Annotated in this window: 18 protein-coding genes; 8 read left to right on the plus strand and 10 right to left on the minus strand. The window is 67.3% G+C overall.

Going from position 1 to position 17,510, the window contains the following annotated elements; genetic code table 11:
• Nucleotides 1-13: 13 nt before the first annotated feature.
• Nucleotides 14-415, plus strand: a complete 402-nt coding sequence (locus ACWIGM_RS16850) for a winged helix-turn-helix domain-containing protein (protein WP_454027115.1) — start codon at nt 14-16, stop codon at nt 413-415.
• A gap of 4 nt (nt 416-419) precedes the next feature.
• On the opposite strand, the gene modC is transcribed toward ACWIGM_RS16850, so the two are convergent.
• From modC to modA, 3 genes are read right to left on the minus strand one after another with little or no spacing between them, the layout of a single operon-like run.
• On the minus strand, nt 420-1,511 hold the full coding sequence (gene modC, locus ACWIGM_RS16855; RefSeq protein ID WP_454027116.1) for a molybdenum ABC transporter ATP-binding protein: 1,092 nt from the start codon (nt 1,509-1,511) through the stop codon (nt 420-422).
• Nucleotides 1,508-2,206 carry a molybdate ABC transporter permease subunit gene (modB, locus tag ACWIGM_RS16860; RefSeq protein ID WP_454027117.1) on the minus strand — a complete coding sequence of 233 codons (699 nt, stop codon included), beginning with the start codon at nt 2,204-2,206 and terminating at the stop codon, nt 1,508-1,510. The genes modC and modB overlap by 4 nt, the downstream gene beginning before the upstream one ends.
• A gap of 10 nt (nt 2,207-2,216) precedes the next feature.
• Nucleotides 2,217-3,023, minus strand: coding sequence for a molybdate ABC transporter substrate-binding protein (gene modA, locus ACWIGM_RS16865; protein ID WP_454027118.1), 807 nt, complete (start codon nt 3,021-3,023; stop codon nt 2,217-2,219).
• Between the two features lie 114 nt (nt 3,024-3,137).
• Here modA and ACWIGM_RS16870 point away from each other — a divergent pair, with 114 nt between their 5' ends.
• The 4 genes from ACWIGM_RS16870 (at nt 3,138) to ACWIGM_RS16885 (ending at nt 5,497) form a co-directional block, all read left to right on the plus strand.
• Nucleotides 3,138-3,344 carry a TOBE domain-containing protein gene (locus tag ACWIGM_RS16870; RefSeq protein ID WP_454027119.1) on the plus strand — a complete coding sequence of 69 codons (207 nt, stop codon included), beginning with the start codon at nt 3,138-3,140 and terminating at the stop codon, nt 3,342-3,344.
• 8 nt (nt 3,345-3,352) lie between these two features.
• Nucleotides 3,353-3,844 (plus strand): tRNA (N6-threonylcarbamoyladenosine(37)-N6)-methyltransferase TrmO, encoded by a 492-nt coding sequence (tsaA, locus tag ACWIGM_RS16875; protein WP_454027120.1) that lies wholly within the window; start codon nt 3,353-3,355, stop codon nt 3,842-3,844.
• 119 nt (nt 3,845-3,963) lie between these two features.
• Nucleotides 3,964-4,575, plus strand: coding sequence for a hypothetical protein (locus ACWIGM_RS16880; RefSeq protein WP_454027121.1), 612 nt, complete (start codon nt 3,964-3,966; stop codon nt 4,573-4,575).
• Between the two features lie 292 nt (nt 4,576-4,867).
• A complete protein-coding gene (locus tag ACWIGM_RS16885) occupies nt 4,868-5,497 on the plus strand; it encodes an ankyrin repeat domain-containing protein (protein WP_454027122.1) in 630 nt (209 codons plus the stop codon).
• Here ACWIGM_RS16885 and ACWIGM_RS16890 read toward each other — a convergent pair whose 3' ends face one another.
• Nucleotides 5,498-6,247: a proteasome-type protease gene (locus tag ACWIGM_RS16890; protein WP_454027123.1), complete on the minus strand. Its 750-nt coding sequence runs from the start codon at nt 6,245-6,247 to the stop codon at nt 5,498-5,500.
• Nucleotides 6,248-6,375: 128 nt separating this feature from the next.
• On the opposite strand from ACWIGM_RS16890, the gene ACWIGM_RS16895 reads away from it, so the two are divergent.
• Nucleotides 6,376-7,299: a glutaminase gene (locus tag ACWIGM_RS16895; RefSeq protein WP_454027124.1), complete on the plus strand. Its 924-nt coding sequence runs from the start codon at nt 6,376-6,378 to the stop codon at nt 7,297-7,299.
• A 3-nt stretch (nt 7,300-7,302) separates the two neighbouring features.
• On the opposite strand, the gene sseA is transcribed toward ACWIGM_RS16895, so the two are convergent.
• Together sseA and ACWIGM_RS16905 are read right to left on the minus strand one after the other, a co-directional pair.
• Entirely contained in the window at nt 7,303-8,157 is an 855-nt protein-coding gene (gene sseA / locus ACWIGM_RS16900) for a 3-mercaptopyruvate sulfurtransferase (RefSeq protein ID WP_454027125.1), read from the minus strand.
• Between the two features lie 48 nt (nt 8,158-8,205).
• On the minus strand, nt 8,206-8,922 hold the full coding sequence (locus tag ACWIGM_RS16905) for an alanyl-tRNA editing protein (protein ID WP_454027126.1): 717 nt from the start codon (nt 8,920-8,922) through the stop codon (nt 8,206-8,208).
• A gap of 158 nt (nt 8,923-9,080) precedes the next feature.
• Between ACWIGM_RS16905 and ACWIGM_RS16910 the strand changes: the two genes are divergently transcribed.
• Nucleotides 9,081-9,890, plus strand: a complete 810-nt coding sequence (locus ACWIGM_RS16910) for an SDR family NAD(P)-dependent oxidoreductase (protein WP_454027127.1) — start codon at nt 9,081-9,083, stop codon at nt 9,888-9,890.
• 39 nt (nt 9,891-9,929) lie between these two features.
• Here ACWIGM_RS16910 and aac(3) read toward each other — a convergent pair whose 3' ends face one another.
• Both aac(3) and ACWIGM_RS16920 read right to left on the minus strand, forming a co-directional pair.
• Nucleotides 9,930-10,760, minus strand: coding sequence for an aminoglycoside 3-N-acetyltransferase (gene aac(3) / locus ACWIGM_RS16915; protein ID WP_454027128.1), 831 nt, complete (start codon nt 10,758-10,760; stop codon nt 9,930-9,932).
• The gene (locus ACWIGM_RS16920; protein WP_454027129.1) at nt 10,757-12,226 is read right to left on the minus strand and encodes a cryptochrome/photolyase family protein; all 1,470 of its coding nucleotides are present in this window, start codon (nt 12,224-12,226) and stop codon (nt 10,757-10,759) included. Before ACWIGM_RS16920 ends, aac(3) begins: the two co-directional genes overlap by 4 nt.
• 143 nt (nt 12,227-12,369) lie before the next feature.
• On the opposite strand from ACWIGM_RS16920, the gene ACWIGM_RS16925 reads away from it, so the two are divergent.
• Nucleotides 12,370-12,960, plus strand: coding sequence for a DUF2345 domain-containing protein (locus tag ACWIGM_RS16925; RefSeq protein WP_454027130.1), 591 nt, complete (start codon nt 12,370-12,372; stop codon nt 12,958-12,960).
• A gap of 96 nt (nt 12,961-13,056) precedes the next feature.
• On the opposite strand, the gene ACWIGM_RS16930 is transcribed toward ACWIGM_RS16925, so the two are convergent.
• Nucleotides 13,057-16,245, minus strand: a complete 3,189-nt coding sequence (locus tag ACWIGM_RS16930; RefSeq protein WP_454027131.1) for an efflux RND transporter permease subunit — start codon at nt 16,243-16,245, stop codon at nt 13,057-13,059.
• A gap of 73 nt (nt 16,246-16,318) precedes the next feature.
• The gene (locus ACWIGM_RS16935; RefSeq protein WP_454027132.1) at nt 16,319-17,452 is read right to left on the minus strand and encodes an efflux RND transporter periplasmic adaptor subunit; all 1,134 of its coding nucleotides are present in this window, start codon (nt 17,450-17,452) and stop codon (nt 16,319-16,321) included.
• Between the last annotated feature and the right edge of the window lie 58 nt (nt 17,453-17,510).

Consider the following 17,510-nt stretch of genomic DNA (forward strand, 5'->3'; position numbering starts at 1 on the left):
CGGAGAGCAGGCTATGCCGAAGGCTGACCAGTCCTTGCCGGCGACGCGCTTCAGCTTCCGGCTCGACTTCGCGCCGGGCGGTCGCCTCGGTCCGGGCAAGGTGCAGTTGCTGGAGGCAATCGGCGAGACCGGCTCGATTTCGGCTGCCGGCCGCTCGATGAAGATGTCGTATCGCCGTGCCTGGCTATTGGTCGACGATCTCAACCGCATCTTCCGCGCGCCGCTGGTCGAGGCGCAGCCGGGCGGGGCGAAGGGCGGCGGCGCCCATCTGACGGCGCTCGGGCGAGAGATCGTCGCGAATTATCGCGCGATCGAGGCGAAGGCGCTGGCAGCGGGGGAGAAGGAAATCGCCGCGCTGCGCGACGCGGTTTCACCAACGGCCCCTGCGGCGCGCGAGCCCGGCAGGAAGGCCTGAGCGCTCACGGCATATCGATCGAGACACTCTTGATCACCGCATAGACCGCGCTGCCGGGGGCCAGGCGCAACTGCTCGGCCGATTTCACGGTGAGACGGGCGAGCAGGCCGACGCCGTTGCAGTCGAGTCTGACTTCCAATGCGCCACCATCGCCGTGGGGCGCGCCGATCGCCGAGACCCGTCCCGGCAGGACGTTGAGCGCGCTGATCCCGTCGAGCGGCTTCAGGCTCAGCATCACGTCGCTGGCGAGGATTCGCACGCGCAGCGCCGCCCCCTCCGGCACATTGCGCCGGGCGATCTGCAACGGCCCGGCTGCGGTCTCCAGAATCGTCAGGCCGTGCTCCGGCTCGTGGCGCAGCACGCGCGCGTCGAGAATCGCGCCGGCCTCCGCCGAAGGGGAGAGGATCGGCACGTCGGGGCGCGACATCAATTCGGCGGTTGGCCCGCTCATCGACACCTTGCCCTGGTCGAGGATGACGAGATGCGTCGCCAGCCGCGCCACCTCGGCGATCGAATGCGAGACATAAACGATCGGAATGCCGAAGCCGTCACGCAGGCGCTCGATATAGGGCAGGATCTCAGCCTTGCGCTCTTCGTCGAGCGAGGCGAGCGGCTCGTCCATCAGCAATAGGCGCGGCTTGGCCAGTAAGGCCCGGCCGATCGCGACGCGCTGCTTCTCGCCGCCGGAGAGCGCGCCCGGTTGCCGCTGCAGCAGATGGCCGATGCCGAGCAGGTCGAGCACGTCGTCGAGCTTGCTGCCGCCATCCTCGGCCTTCGGCGCGAACCAGCGGCCATAGAGCAGGTTCTGCCTGACGGAGAGATGCGGGAAGAGCCGCGCTTCCTGGAAGACATAGCCGATGCGGCGCTTGTGCTTGGGCACGAAGATGCCGGCGGCGCTGTCGACCATCACGCGGCCGTCGATGACGACGCGGCCAGATTGCGGCCTGATCAGTCCGGAGATGACGTTGACCAGCGAGGTCTTGCCCGAGCCGGAGCGGCCGAACAGCGCCGTCAGGCGCCCATCCGAAGCGAAAGCGGCATCGAGCGCGAAGGCGCCGAGCCGATGCGCCACGGAAACCTCGATGACCGCGCTCATTCGACGGCGATCCGCCGGCCGACCAATCGCGCCAGGAATTCCGAGGCGAACAGCGCCACGACCGAGATCGCGATCGAGATCAGGGTCAGCCGCATCGCCCCGGCATCGCCGTTCGGCACCTGGGTGAAGGTGTAGATCGCCGAGGGCAGGGTCTGCGTCTCGCCTGGGATGTTGGAGACGAAGGTGATGGTCGCGCCGAATTCGCCCATCGCCTTGGCAAAGCACAGGATCATGCCCGCGAGGATGCCGGGCAGAGCGAGCGGCAGCGTCACGGTCAGGAACACCCAGAACGGGCCGGCGCCGAGCGTTCCAGCGGCATCCTCGAGCTTGCGGTCGATCGCCTCGATCGAGAGCCGGATCGCCCGGACCATCAGTGGAAAGCCCATCACCGCGCAGGCGAGCGCGGCGCCCGTCCAGCGGAAGGAGAGGACGATGCCGAACCAGTCATAGAGGAATTGGCCGATCGGCCCGCGCCGGCCGAAGCCGATCAGCAGGAGATAGCCGGTGACGACCGGCGGCAGGATCAGCGGCAGATGGATGACGGCGTCGAGCAGCGACTTGCCCCAGAAGCGCCCGCGCGCCAGCAGCCAGGCGATGGCGAGCCCCAGAGGCAGGCTCGCCAGCATGGCGGTGGTGGCGACGACGAGGCTGAGGCGGACGGCCGTCCACTCCTCCGGCGTCAGCCAGTCACTCACGAGCAGTCCCTTATGAGGAGCTGGCGGGCTTGTTCAGCACCGTGAAGCCCTGCTTCTCGAAGCTGGCCTTGGCGCCATTGCCGCGCAGATAGGTGAGGAAGCCCTGCGCATCGGGATTGGCGGAATCCTTGGTGATGGCGACCGGGTAGATGATCGGCGGGTGCGTGTCCTCCGGGAAGGTCGCGATCACCTTGACCTTGGGGTCGGCGGCAGCGTCGGTGGTGTAGACGATGCCGAGCGGCGCTTCGCCGCGCGAGACCAGCAGCAGCGCGGCGCGGACATTGTCGCTCTGCGCGATCTTGTCCTTGACCTTGTCCCAGCCGCCGAGCTTCTCCAGCGCCGCCTTGCCGTATTTGCCGGCCGGCACCGAATCGACATTGCCCATGGCGAGCCGGCCCTGGCCGAGCGCGGCGGTGAGGTCGACGCCCGGCGCCAACGTGGCTTTGGTCGTGGCATCGGACGGCGCGATCAGCGCGATCCGGTTGGCGAGCAGGCTGACCCGGCTCTCCTTGATGATCAGGTTCTTCTGCTGGGCGTAGTCCATCCAGTCGAGATCAGCCGAGAGGAAGAGATCGGCCGGCGCGCCCTGTTCGAGCTGCTTCGCCAGCGCGTTGCTTGCCGCATAGGAGATCTTCGGCGCCGGCTTGCCGCTCTCCTTGACCCAGTTGGCCGCCGCCTCGTCGAGCGCGTTCTTCAGGCTGGCGGCGGCGAAGATCACCAGTTCCTTGCTCTGGGCGAGGGCAGGGCCGGTGAAGGACGCGACGCCGATCAGCAGCGCGGCGGTGAAACCCAGAACGTTTCGGCGGTTCGACGGCATGAGGGTCCTCGCTGCGGTTGCTGTCGCTATGTGCAGCCGAATATAACGGCGAGCGACCAAAGGTCGAGTCCGGCGGAGGCCGGCTCGCAAGCTTGTCAGATCGGGGAGACCAGCATGAAGATTTCCGCCCGCAACCAGCTCAAAGGCACCATCACCGAGATCGTCAAGGGCGCGACCACCGCCCATGTGAAGCTCGATGTCGGCGGCGTCATCGTCACCTCGGCGATCACCAATGCCGCCGTCGACGAGCTCAAGCTCGCGGTCGGGCAGAAGGCCTATGCCGTGGTGAAGGCCTCCGATGTGATGATCGCGATCGACTGACCGCTGCGATGGTCCGCGAGAACGAGATTCGCCGAGCCGAGGTCGCAGTCGAGCCGCCAGCGGCGACCGATGCGGGTCTCGTCTTCATCGGCCGCATCCATACGCCCTGGACCTCGCGCCTGACCTGCCCGCGGCAGGGCAGGGCGGACGGGCCGATCTGCACGATCGAGCTGTTCGCGCCCTGGGATGCCGCGCTCGATGGCGTCGAGGCTTTCGAACGGCTGGAGGTGCTCTACTGGCTGCACGAATCGCGGCGTGATCTCGTGCGCCAGAGCCCGGCGAACAATGGCGAGACCCATGGCACCTTCGCCTTGCGCACGCCGGTCAGGCCGAACCCGATCGGGACCTCGATAGCGACCTTCGTTTCGCGCGAGGGGCCCATCCTCTCGGTCCGCGGCCTCGATTGCCTCGACGGCACGCCATTGCTCGACTTGAAGCCCGACCGAAGCCTGTTCACGCCAATCGCCCCGCCGCAACCGGGTGACTACGAGGTCGGTTAGCCTCGGATTCGGGTTTGGGACCGGGCTTGCCCAACCGCGGCCCGGCGTCGGCGTGGCTATTGGAAATGCCGTTTCGAGCCGCTAGCGTAATATCCGAACGGATATTACGAGGTGTTGATATGCTCATTCGGCGTTGCGGCGTCATCATGATCGGCCTCGCGCTTATTTTCTGCGCGCCGGTGTCCGGGCAGGAGGCAGGCTCGGGTGACAGGCCGGGCCCAGGGCCAAGCCTGGAGATCACGGGTTCGGGAGGGACGAGGGTACAGCTCGGGCCGGCCAGTCTCGACAGGCTCCCTCGCATCGAGCAGTCCGTCGCTTTCCTGTCGTCGAAGGGCGAGCAGAGCGGCCGCTTCGAAGGTGTCCTGCTGTGGGAGCTCCTGTTGAGCCTTGGCCTTGCCAAGCAACCATCGTCCCACGCTGATCTTCAGCGCACATTCGTCGTCACCGGTCGAGACGGCTATTCCGTCGCGTTCTCGCTGGGCGAGATCATCCCTGACCTGGGAGGCAGGGCCGTGATGGTGGCCGAGCGGGTTGACGGGCGCACATTGTCCGATCGGGATGGGTTGCGCCTCATCGTGCCCGGTGACAAGCGCGGCGCCCGGAGCGTGCGGGGGGCTGGCGAGAATCGAGTTTCGCTAGAGCATCCTGCGGCCGTCGGGCGCATGGTGATCTGGAGATTCGCTCCCGTTGACGAAGAGCCGCTGTTGTCTGGCGGAGGTAAGTCGCGCTAGCCTTCCGCGCAAAGAAAAAGGCCCACGCCGGAGCGCAGGCCCAAGTCTAGGGAGGAAACGCCCAAGGAGGGCGCCACAGCATCTCTGCTGCGGTGCACAGGAGATAGGGCGACCCGGCTCAGCCCGCAAGGGGGAAGGGACAGCAAAGCTGACCCTATTTTGAGCAGGTTGCGTTTTTTCGCGCCGATCGAGCGAAATTGAGGGGCGCCAGCAGATGGCTGAGACGAAACGACGCGGGGAGAACGTTTGCCGAGGCGCGTTTCTGAGTCTGGTCGTCGCTGGTGTTCTGAGCGTGAGCGGGACCGCGACTGCCCAGGTTCCGCCGTCCGCGGCCGAAGTGTCCGCCTATGGCGGGCTGCATCTTGCGGCCTATCGCGGCGATCTCGCGGCTCTCCGGCAAGCGGCCGCGACCGGCGGCGGGCTCGATGCCCGGGACAGCCAGGGCCGCACCGCGCTGCATGTCGCCGCCCATGCTCGCCAGCGCGAGGCGATGCGCGAACTCGTCAAGGCCGGCGCCGATCCTCGCGCCCTCGACGGTCAGGCTTATGACGCGATCACGATTGCAGGCGTCGCTGACGACATCGAGACGATGCGCACTGCGCTGGCCATCGGCGGAAACCCACGTGCGATCACCAGTCCCTATCGCGGCACGGCGCTGATCGCGGCGGCCCATCTTGGCCATGACGGCGTGGTGCGCGAATTGATCACGGCCGGTGCGCCGCTCGACCATGTCAACAATCTCGGCTGGACCGCCCTGATCGAGGCGGTGATCCTCGGCAATGGCGGGCCGCGCCATGTCGAGACGGTGCGGGCGCTGGTCGGGGCGGGCGCGCGTCGCGACCTTGCCGACCGCGAGGGCACGACGCCGCTCGAACATGCCCGCCGCCGCGGCTATGCGGCGATGGTCGCGTTGCTGCAGTAGTCAGGCCGGGAAATCCGGCGCCGGCAAGCTCGCGACCAGCGCCGTCAGCCCGTCGCTGTAGCGCTGGCGCAGATCGGCCCAATAGGGGTGATTGCTGTCGTATTTGGCGAGATGCCGGGTCGAGAAGCTGTCGGCCTCGTAACGCAGCAGGTCGATCGGCGGCGCGACCGAGAGGTTGGAACGCACCGTTGCGTCGAAGGAGAGCAAGGTGAGCTTGGCCGCCTCGTCGAGCCCGCTTGCCTCTTGCAGCGCCCGGTCGAGGATCGGCTTGCCGTATTTGGTCTCGCCGAGCTGGAGGAATTGGGTGCGTCCCGAGGCCTCCACGAAATTGCCGGCCGAGTAGACCTGGAAGAGCCGATGCGGTTCGCCGGCGATCTGGCCGGCGACGATGAAGGAGCCGTTCGGGTCACCATAGGGTTCGACGAAGGCGCGATTGGCGCGCAGCACCTCGCGCAGCACGCCGCCGACGATCTGCGCCACGTCGAACATGGTGCGCGCCGCCAGGATGTCGCGGTTCTCTGCCCCGGTCGAAAGATCCTGCTTATGCCTAGTGTATTGCCGGATCATGGTGATCACGGCTTGCGTCGTCGCCAGGTTTCCGGCCGAGAGGATCGCGATCACCCGTTCGTTCGGCACTTCGAACAGAGCGAGTTTCTTGACCACAGCGATCTGGTCGACGCCGGCGCTGGAGCGGGAATCGGAAGCGAGGATCAGCCCTGACGGCAACAGAATCCCGAGGCAATAGGTCATTGGCGGCTCCCCAGCGCCGGACAGCATGCGTAGCAGCGAGGACTTTGCCAAGCTCTCGCTGACGCGATTGCGACACGTTCGGCCGAATGCCAAGGTCGCCTCGACTTGGGCAGTGGCGGAGTTCGGGCATGCGCAACCTGTCGGACATCGTCGCTTCCGTTCATGACGACGTCGCCGAGCACATCGGCGCCGGCAAGGTGGCGGATTACATTCCGGCGCTGTCGCGCGTCGATCCGCGCCGTTTCGGCCTTGCCGTCATCACCTGCGCCGGCGAGCGCGCGCAGGCTGGCGACGCCGATGTCCCGTTCTCGATCCAGAGCATCTCCAAGGTCTTCACTTTGACGCTGGCGCTGGAGCGGGTCGGTGCCCGGCTCTGGCACCGGGTCGGGCGCGAACCCTCAGGCTCGCCCTTCAACTCGATCGTCCAGCTCGAGCAGGAGCGCGGCGTGCCGCGCAATCCGTTCATCAATGCTGGGGCGCTGGTCGTCACCGATTCGCTGCTGACCGGCCGGACGCCGAAGAAGACGGTGGCCGAGATTCTCGCCTTCCTGCGCGAGCGCTCGGGCGACCGCTCAGTCTCGATCGATGACGAGGTTGCGGGTTCGGAGGCGCAGACCGGCTTCCGAAATGCCAGCCTGGCCAATTTCATCCGCGCCTTCGGCAACCTGAAGAACCCGGTCGCCCAGGTGCTCGACGTCTATTTCCACCAATGCGCGCTCAGCCTGAGCTGCGCCCAGCTCGCGCGTGCCGGCCTGTTCCTTGCCGGCGACGGCGTCGACCCGCTGACCGGCGACATGGTCTGCCGCCCGGCGCGGGCCCGCCGCGTCAAGGCGCTGATGATGACCTGCGGCCATTACGACGCCTCGGGCGAGTTCGCTTTCAAGGTCGGCCTGCCCGGCAAAAGCGGCGTCGGCGGTGGCATCCTCGCCATCGTGCCGAAGCAGGCGGCGATCGCGGTCTGGTCGCCCGGGCTCAATGCCGCGGGAACCTCGCATGTCGGTGCGATCGCGCTCGAACGCCTGGTCGAGCGCACCGGCTGGTCGGTGTTTTGAAGGTCAGGCTTTCGCCGGCCCGGTCGCGATCGGCCGCTCGCTCGCGCCCCATTCCGACCAGGAGCCGTCATAGACCGCGCGGGTCGACTTGCCGATCGATTCCAGTGCCGTCGACAGGATCACGGCGGAGACGCCGGAGCCGCAGGTCGTCATCACCGGCCGGTCGAGATCGACGCCGGCGCTCCGGAAGGCCGAGACGATCTCTTCGGGCGACTTGAGCTTGCCGTCCGCCACCAGAGCCGACGAAGGCACGTTGAGCGAGCCGGGGATGTGGCCAGAACGCAGGCCGGCGCGCGGTTCCGGCGCCTCGCCGCGGAAGCGATCGGCGGCGCGCGCATCGATGACCTGGGCCGAATTGTTCTCGATGGCGCGTGCGATGTCGGCGGCATCGGCGACGGCGGAATGGTCGAGCCTGGCGGTGAAGCTGCGCGGTGCGCGTGGTCGCGGTGCGCCGTCCTCGACCGGCCGGCCTTCGGCCAGCCATTGCGGCATGCCGCCTTCGAGGATCACCACGTCCTTGGCGCCGAAGGTCTGAAAGGTCCAGCGCACCCGCGGCGCCGAGAACAGGCCGAGCCCGTCATAGACGACGATGCGCATGCCATCGCCGATGCCCATGGCGCCGACCGCGGCGGCAAAGGCATCCGGCCGCGGCAACATGTGCGGCAAGCTCGAATCCTTGTCCTTCACCACGTCGATGTCGAAGCGCACTGCGCCCGGGATACGCTGCTGCAGATATTCGGCGTTGGCGTCGCGCTTCTGGGCCGGCAGGTAGTACGAGCCCTCGACCACGACGATGTCGGGTGCGTCGAGCCGCTCGGCCAGCCATTGCGTGGAGACGAAGATGTCGTTGCGGGCCATGGGCGCGTCCTCGAAAGATTCTGTTTTCAGGGTGTTATGACGGAAAGCTCAGGTGAGTGCGATGCGCACACGCCGGTTCTGCTTGCCCTTCTTCTCGACATCGGTGACGGCGACCGCACCGATCTCGGAGGTGTTGCGTACATGCGTGCCGCCGCAGGGCTGCAGGTCGATGCCTTCGATCGAGACCAGCCGGACCCGGCCGGAGCCGCGCGGCGGCTTGACCGACATCGTCTTGACCAGGCCCGGATTGGCATCGAGCTCCTCGTCGGTGATCCAGCGTTCCGTGATCGCGGCATTCTTCGCCACGAGCGCCGAGAGCTTCTCGGTCAGCTCCGCCTTGTCGAGCCCGCCTTCGGGAATGTCGAAATCGAGCCGCCCTTCGCCGTCCCCGATCGCGCCGCCGGTGACGGGATAGGGCAGGACGACGCTGAGCAGATGCAGCGCGGTGTGGATGCGCATGCGCTTCAGCCGACGCTCCCAGTCCAGCCTGGCGAGCAGTGCCTCGCCGATGGCGGGCGCCATCTGGCCTTCGAGCGGGACATGCAGGATGCGGCTCTTGTCCTCGGGGTTGTAGATCGCCGTGCCGATCGTGATCTCGGTGCCGTCATTGCGGACGAGGATGCCGGCATCGCCCGGCTGGCCGCCGCCGGTGGCGTAGAATACGGTCCGGTCGAGCTCGATGCCGCCGCGCTCGTTGATCGCGACGACGGTTGCGGGGGTCTCGGCCAGATAGGCGTCGTTTCGGAACAGCAACTCGGTCGGCATCGCGATCTCCTTCATCGCCCGAACTATCGCAGGCGAGGCCGGCGCGGAAAAGACGGTGGGTAGCCAAGCGGGTGCGCTGCCGGCGGGGCTTCCGCTGCGGGCTTCCCATCACTAGGGTCCGGCGCAGGACTGCCGCGGCAAGGAGGCCCGATCAAGACATGACCATGCCGCGCATCGAGCCGCAGGACGGTGTCGCCTGGGTGACCGGGGCGAGCTCCGGCATCGGCGCGGCCGTGGCGCTCGAGCTGGCGCGGCGTGGCTGGACGGTCGCCGCAACCGCGCGCCGGCTCGACAGGCTGGAGGCGCTGGCGCTCGGTGCGGATGGGCTGCCGGGCCGGATCGTCGCCCATGCCGGCGATGTCGCGGATCCGGCGGCGATGGCAGCGGTCGTCGACGGGATCGAGAGCGTGCATGGGCCGATCGCGCTGGCCTTTCTCAATGCGGGCATCGCTCCGCGCAATGGGCCGGGCCTTGTCGATGTCACGGCTTTCGAGCAGGTCTTCGCCGTCAACTTTCTCGGTGTCGTGCGCGGTGCTGCGGCTGTCGCCGAGCGCATGGCGTCGCGCGGCAAGGGCCAGATCGCGGTCAATGCCTCGCTGGCGGGCTATCGCGGTCTGCCGGGCGCAGCGGCCTACGGCGCCTCGAAGGCTGCGGCCATTCACCTCTGCGAGGCGCTGAGGTTCGATTGCGAGCGGCGTGGCATCCGCCTGCAACTGGTCAATCCCGGCTTCGTCGACACGGCGATGACCCAGCGCAACAGTTTCCCGATGCCGTTCATGGTCTCGCATGAAGAGGCGGCGATCCGCATCGCCGATGGTTTCGCCCGGGGCGGCTTCGAGATTGTCTTCCCCCGCCGTCTCGCCTGGCTGATGAAAGGAATGCGGCTGCTGCCTTACCCGGTCTATTTCTGGGCGATGCGCAGGCTGGCCGGCGATCACCGCGGCGGTCGCCGCGATGGGGCGGTATAGCCGGGGACGACTCTTTTCCAACGGCTTGGGTGATGAAGCTCAGACTCGAGGCGAGGGCGATCCGAACCGTGCCTGGAGCCAGTTGACGCCAAAGGCGGTGATCGCCGCCGCGTCGACCAGCACGGATGAAGCGGCGCCGATCAGTCCCCGCCGGCCCCGGCCGCCGGCGAGGAACTCCGTGACGATCTCCGCGAAATAATCCTCCGACAGCCCGTCCACGATCGGGTCGCCGGTATCGAATTCCTCGACCATGCGCCATTGGACACCCGTCGCCGTCGCCAGCGGTACCTCGATCCGCCGGACGCGCTTGCCGGGGATATCAGCCAGATGCTCGGCATGGTGCAGCAGAGTCAGCGTGTCGAGCGGAGCCCCGAGCGTCAGCACCTTGCCGCCGGCTTCGACCAGCTTTGCGAGCGGCGAGCCCTCGCCATAGCCGTAATCGAGCGGGTGATCGGCAGTGAACCACTCCGCCTTCGCCCCGAGTGCGACGATGGAGGCGCCGGGATTGCCGCTGCGCAGCGCGCCCGGCGTCGTCCGCAGGAACTCCGGCAGAACGCCATTGTCGCGGATGGCGCGCGAGCGCTGCGGGTCGAATGGCGGGATATGGTCGCGCCATTGCGGCGGAACGCGGCCGTCTTCGTCGACCAGATCCTCGTACCGCGCTTCCCAGTCGGCATAGGCGAGGACGGTGCCGCTCGTCCCGACGGTTTCGGACAGGGCGGCAATGATCGTGTCGGGCCCATCGAGCAGGCGGCCGACCCTGCTTACGGCGGCATGGACCATGACCGCGTCGCCTGGGGCGAGGCCGAGTGCGGCGAGATCGGCAGCAAGCGAGGCACGCGTGACGAAGGAGGCTGTGGAGGCGATCATTGCGGAGGCTGTTCCGATCGAAGGGCGGCAAAGGCGTCGAGAGCGCGCCGGCGGCCGAAATCGAGCGCGACGATCGGTTTCGGATAGTCCTGGCCGAGCGCGATCCCAGCCTGCTTCAGTACACTCGCCGGTGCTTCCCACGGACGATGGATGAACTTGTCGTCGAGCTCTGCCAGTTCGGGGATGAAACGCCGCACGTAAGCGCCTTTGGGATCGAATTTCTCGCCCTGGGTCACCGGATTGAACACGCGGAAATAGGGCGCCGCATCGGCGCCGGAACCGGCGACCCATTGCCAGCTTGCCGGATTGTTCGCCGGGTCGGCGTCGACCAGCGTGTCCCAGAACCAGGCCTCCCCGGCGCGCCAGTCGGTCAGCAGGTGCTTGATCAGGAAGGAGGCCGTGATCATCCGCACCCTGTTGTGCATCCAGCCTGTCTGCCAGAGCTCGCGCAGGCCGGCATCGACGATCGGATAGCCGGTCATTCCCTTCTGCCAGGCTGCCAGGCCGGCTTCGTCCTTCTCCCAGGACATCGCATCGAAGCGGCGATCATAGTTGACGCTGGCGAGGCCGGGATTGTGGAACAGCAGGTGGTAGGAGAACTCGCGCCAGCCGATCTCGCTGAAGAATTTCTCGGCATCGCTGGCCGAACCCGGCGTGTTGCCAGTCTCCAGCGCTGCTTTCGTCGCGTGCCAGATCTGGCGGGGGCTGATCTCGCCGAACCGCAGATGCGGCGACAGCTGCGAGGTCGAGCGCCTGTCCGGTCGGTCGCGCCCGTCGCGATAGCCTTTGAGCGTCTCATCGAGGAAGGAGGCTAGTCGCTCCTGCGCCCCGTCTTCACCAGGCGTCCAGGCGTCGCGCAGCCCGCCCGACCAATCGGGTGCAGTCGGCTCCAGAGCGAGATCCGTGACCGTGAGTGCCTGCTGGCGCAGCGCCGCCGGGAGCGTCGCCTTGCTCAGACGGGTGGGTGCAGGAAGCGGCGCTGCCGGCTCGCCGTTTTCGCGCACCGCGCGCCAATAGGGCGTGAACACCTTGAACGGGCCATCCGCCTTGGTTTTCACCTGCCAGGGCTCGTTGAGCAGGTTGGCGTTGAAGCTCTCGACCGTGACGTCTGCCTCGGTGAGCGCGGCCTTCAGTGCCTTGTCGAGCGCGACCGCAGCGCCGTCATAGCGCCGGTTCCAGGCGACGTGTCCGACATCGGCCTCGCGCACGATACGAGGCAGCAGCTCGGCCGGATCGCCACGCAGGATCAGCAGCTCGCCGCCTTTCGCCGAGATGGCCTCCGACAGTGCCCGCAGCGAGCGCGACAGCCACCAGCGCGCGGCTCCGCCGAGCGGCCGGCGATCCGTGGAGGTGTCGAACACGTAGAGACAAACCAGCGGGCCATGGTCGATCGCAGCTCTCAGGGCTGGATTGTCGGAGAGGCGCAGATCATCGCGGAACCAGAGCAGGGCAGGGCGTGCAGTCACTCGATCGGGCCTTGTCGATGCGATGTCCTGATACGCCGATGGAGCCAGTTTGGTTGCATGGCGCAAAGGGATAGCGGCGCCGCGCGCCGCAGAGGTTCGTGGTAGATTGTGTCGGTCGCGCGAAAAAGAAGGGGAACGCGCTCATGGCTACGCCGGACGTCGAGGCCTTGAGCCGGCGGGTCGCCGCACTCGAGGCGCAACTCGCAGCCCTGCTGCAGGCCTTCAATGTCGGGCGCGGCGGTGCGGTCGCGATCACGGCCCCGGCCGGGCTATCCATCACCGTCGGCGGCACCTGCACCGTCAACGTCGGCTCCGAGCTGGCCCTGACGGTCGGTGGCAATTTCCGCACGGCGGTCGGCGCGGCTTATGTCGTCAATGTCGGGGCCGGCATGCGGACGACGGCCGGCACCGGCATCGGCCTCATTGCCGGAACTGCGCTCAGCATGGCTGCCAACCGCGAGATCAGCCTGGCGACGCGGGCCTTCGAAGTCGCCGCCGCCGTCAGCATCGATCTCGACAGCAGCAAGGATTTCGAGATTGCCAGTGGCAAGGCGCTGGTGGTGAAGGCGGCCGACAGCATCCTGCTCGATGCAGGGTCGGCGGCGCTCAACCTGAAGAAGGATGGTTCCGTCGATCTCAAGGGCAAGGACGTGACGATCCGGGCGAGCGGCAAGATCAATGCGACGGCGAGTTCGGACGTCGTGATCAAGGGCTCGAAGATCAGGCAGAACTGAGCGGTTGCCGACGCAACCCCGACTGGCGAGGCTCGCCCCGACCCGGCATGGCGAAGAAAAAGGCCCCGCCTGGTGGCGGGGCCTTGTTTTGACCTGTCAGTGATGCGCCTGCGGCGCGGCCTGCTTCGGCTCGGCCGGCTTCTTCTCGCCGCCGAGCGCGGCGAGCCAGCGCACCACGACGTAGAACACCGGGGTGAACAGCAGGCCGAACAGGGTGACGCCGATCATGCCCGAGAACACCGCGATGCCGAGCACCTGGCGCATTTCCGCGCCGGCGCCGATCGAGATCGTCAGCGGCAGCACGCCGAGAATGAAGGCGAGCGAGGTCATCAGGATCGGCCGCAGGCGGGTCCTGGCCGCGGCGATCGCGGCATCGCGCCTGCTCATGCCCTCGTCCTCGGCCTGCTTGGCGAACTCGACGATCAGGATCGCGTTCTTCGCCGCGAGGCCGACGAGCACGACGAGGCCGATATCGACCAGAACGTTGCGGTCGAAGTTCTTGTAGTCGACGCCGATCATCGCCGCGAGGATACACATCGGCACGATCAGGATGACCGCCAGCGGCAAGGTCCAGCTCTCGTACAGCGCCGCCAGCAAGAGGAAGACGAAGACGACGGCGAGGCCGAAGGCGATGATCGCGGTGTTGCCGGCGAGCTTTTCCTGCAGCGCGATCTCGGTCCATTCGAAGCCGAAACCGGCCGGCAGAACCTGGCTCGCGATCTTCTCAACCGCCGCGATGCCCTGTCCGGTCGAGTAGCCGCGCGCCATCGACATCTGCACTTCGGCTGCCGGATAGAGGTTGTAGCGCGGCACGCGATAGGCGCCGGTGGTATCGGAGAAGGTCGCGACCGAGCCGATCGGCACCATCTCGCCATCGGCATTGCGCGTCTTCAGATCGGCGACGTCGCGGATGTCGAGGCGGTTGGGGTTGTCGGCCTGGGCCGTGACCCGGAAGGTACGGCCAAGGATATTGAAGTCGTTGACATAGGCCGACCCCATATAGACCGACAGCGTCTCGAACACGCGCGTCACGGGGACGCCGAGCATCTCGGCCTTGGTGCGGTCGATGTCGGCGTAGATCTGCGGCGTCCTGGTCGAGAACAGGGTGAAGGGCTGCTGGATGCCGGGAGACTGTCCGGCGGTTCCAGCCACGGCCCAGGTCGCGCCTTCCAGCGCTGCCAGACCCTTGCCACCGCGGTCCTGGACATAACCCTTGAGACCGCCGCCATTGCCGATGCCGGGAACCGCCGGCGGCTCGATGATCAGGGCGAATGCTTCGCCGATCCCGAAGAGCTGGGTACGCAGATCGTTGAGGATACCCTGGGTGGTGAGCCCCTGCTTCGCCCGTTCCTTGAAGTCCGTGAGCGTGACGAAGGCGACGCCGGCATTGGGCGCCAGCGTGAAGGTCGCGCCGTCGAGGCCGGCGAAGGCGACGGCGTGGGCGACGCCCGGCCGCGACAGCAGGATATCGGTCGCCTTGCGGATGACCGCGTCGGTGCGCGGCAAGGAGGAGCCGGGCGGCAGCTGGAAGACGGCGATGAAGTAACCGCGGTCGAGCTGCGGCACCAGGCCCGTTGGAACAACGGCGAGCTGCCGTCCCGCCACCGCGATCAGGCAGGCATAGACCAGCAGCATGATGACGCCGAAACGGATCAGGCGCGAGGTCACCGAGCCGTAAGCGTGCGAGAGCCAGTCGAAGCCCTTGTTGAAGTATTTGAAGAACCAGCGCAGCGGCGCGCTCAGCATCGCCAGGAAACCCCTGGGCTCTTCATGGCTGTGCGGCTTCAGCAGGATCGCCGCCAGAGCCGGCGACAGGGTCAGCGAGACAAAGCACGAGATTGCCGTCGAGGCCGCGATCGTCACCGCGAACTGCTGGTAGAAGGTCCCCTGCAGGCCGGTGATGAAGGCTGTCGGGATGAACACGGCGCAGAGCACGAGCGCGATCGCGAGCAGCGCGCCGCCGACCTCGTCCATGGTCTTGTGCGCCGCATCGACCGCGCTCATTCCCTGCGCCAGGTAGCGCTCGACGTTCTCGACCACGACGATCGCGTCGTCGACGACGATGCCGATGGCGAGCACGAGCGCCAGCAGCGAGATCGTGTTGAACGAGATCCCGACCGCGCTCATGATCAGGAATGTGCCGACCAGCGAGACCGGGATCGCGATGATCGGGATGATCGCGGCGCGCCAGGTCTGCAGGAACAGGATCACCACGATCACGACGAGCACGATCGCCTCGAGCAGCGTCGTGACCACGGCCGAGACGGATTCCCTGATGAACTCCGTCGGGTTGTAGACGATGGTGTGCTCGACGCCGGCCGGGAAGCTCTTCGACAGCGTCTGCATCGTCTTGATCAGCGCCTCGGAGGCCGCCAGCGCGTTCGTGCCCGGGCGCTGGAAGACGCCGATCGCGACGGCCTCCTTGTTATCGAGATAGGAGTTCGACAGATAGTCCTGCGCGCCGAGCTCGACCCGGGCGATGTCGCGCACGCGGATCGTGCCGCCATCGGCATCCGAGCGCACGACGATGTTGTAGAACTCGTCGATGCTGGTCAGGCGCCCGAGCGTGTTGACCGAAAGCTGGAAAGCCCCGTCCGACTTCGCCGGCGGCTGGTTGATCGCGCCCGCCGCGACCTGGATGTTGGCGGCGCGGATCGCCGCGACGACGTCGCCGGCGGTCAGGTTACGTGCCGCGACCTTGGCCGGGTCGAGCCAGACGCGCATCGAATAGTCGCGCGCACCGAAGACCTGGACATCGCCGACGCCCTCGACGCGGGTCAGCACGTCCTTGACGTTGAGCGTCGTGTAGTTCGAGACGTATTGCTGGTCGCGCGAGCCGTCCGGCGACAGCATGTGGATGACCATCAGGAAGTCCGGCGAGGCCTTGCGGACCTGCAGGCCGAGGGTGCGAACCTCCTGCGGCAGGCGCGGCTCGGCCGCCGAGACGCGGTTCTGCACCAGCACCTGGGCCTGGTCGACGTCGGTGCCGGCCTTGAAGACGACGTTGATCGTCACGCGCCCGTCGCCGGTCGACTGCGACGAGATGTAGAGCATGTCGTCGACGCCGTTGACCTCCTGCTCGATCGGCGCGGCCACCGTCGAGGCGACGACCTCGGCCGAGGCGCCCGGATAGCTCGCGGTGATCGTGACGGTCGGCGGCGCGATCTCGGGGTATTCGGCGATCGGCAGGGTGCGCAGCGTGATGGCGCCAGCGATCGTCAGCAGCACCGAGAGCACGGTCGCGAAGATCGGCCTGTCGATGAAGAAATGGGCGAAGCGGAACATGCTCTGGTCCTGGCCAAAAAGGGCAGGGCGGACGGAGGATACCGTCCGCGCTCGTTACGACCTTCTCAGGCCGTCAGTTGGCGGCGGCCGCCTTGATTTCGGTCGGCTGCGGGGTCACGGCCACGCCCGGCCGCACCATCGGGTTGGCGATGCCGGTCACGATCACCTTGTCAGCCGGGGTCAGGCCCTTGGTGATGACGCGCAGCCCGTCGCTGATCGCGCCAAGCTGGACCGGCTTCGGCACCACCTTGTTGTCGGCGCCGACCGTCAGGACGATCTTGTTGGCCTGGTCCGAGACGATGATCGCATCCGGCACCAGCAAGGCGTCGGCCTCGCCGGCGAAGAGCCGCAGGCGCCCGAAGGTCCCCGGCGTCAGCAGCCCGTCGGAATTCGGGAAGACGGCGCGGGTGCGGATCGTCGCCGAGCGCGCATTCAGCGCGTTGTCGACGAAGTCGATCTTGCCTTCCCGGTCCCATTTGGTTTCGCTCGAAAGCCGCACGCGCACCGGCGTGCCAGGCTTCCGCAAATCCTGAGACTGCGTATAGCGCAGATAGTCGGCCTCGGAGGCGTCGAAGACGAACTTGATCGGGTCGACCGCGACGATCGTGGTCAGGAGCGTCGCGCCCGACTGGCCGCCGGCGATCAGGTTGCCCTGGTCGACACGCCGGTTCGAGACGCGGCCGGCAAGCGGAGCGCGAACTTGCGTCCATTCGAGGTTGAGCTCGGCCGTCTTCAGATTGGCCTCGGCCGCCTGCTGGCTGGCGATGGCGCCGTTGAGGTTGGCGCGGCGCTGGTCGATGTCGCGGGCGGTGATCGTGCGGTTCTGCGTCAGCGCCTCGGCGCGCTCGACCTCGTTCTGGTTGAGGTCGACCTGCGCCTTGGCACGCGCGACTTCTGCTCGCGAGGCATCGACGGCGAGCTTGTAGGGCCGCTGGTCGATGGTGAAGAGCAGGTCGCCGGCCTTGACCAGGTCGCCGTCGCGGAAATGCACCGAATCGAGGAAGCCGGAGACGCGGGCGCGGACTTCGACCTGTTCGCTGGCCTCGAAGCGGCCGGTGAACTCGTCCCAGTTGGTGACGCGCTTGGCGAGCGGGGTCGCGACGGTAACCGGCGGAGCCGGCGGCGCACCTTGGGCGAGGGCCTCGGTTGAGAGGACCGGAAGCAGGGCCGCCAGGGCAACGAGGGCCCGGCTGGAGCGGCGGATCATGTGAAACTCCGAAAATGCGGGCGCGGCGCAACCTTCACGGTTTCCGGCCAATGCGCAA

Source organism: Allobosea sp. NPDC055332, from assembly GCF_053645455.1.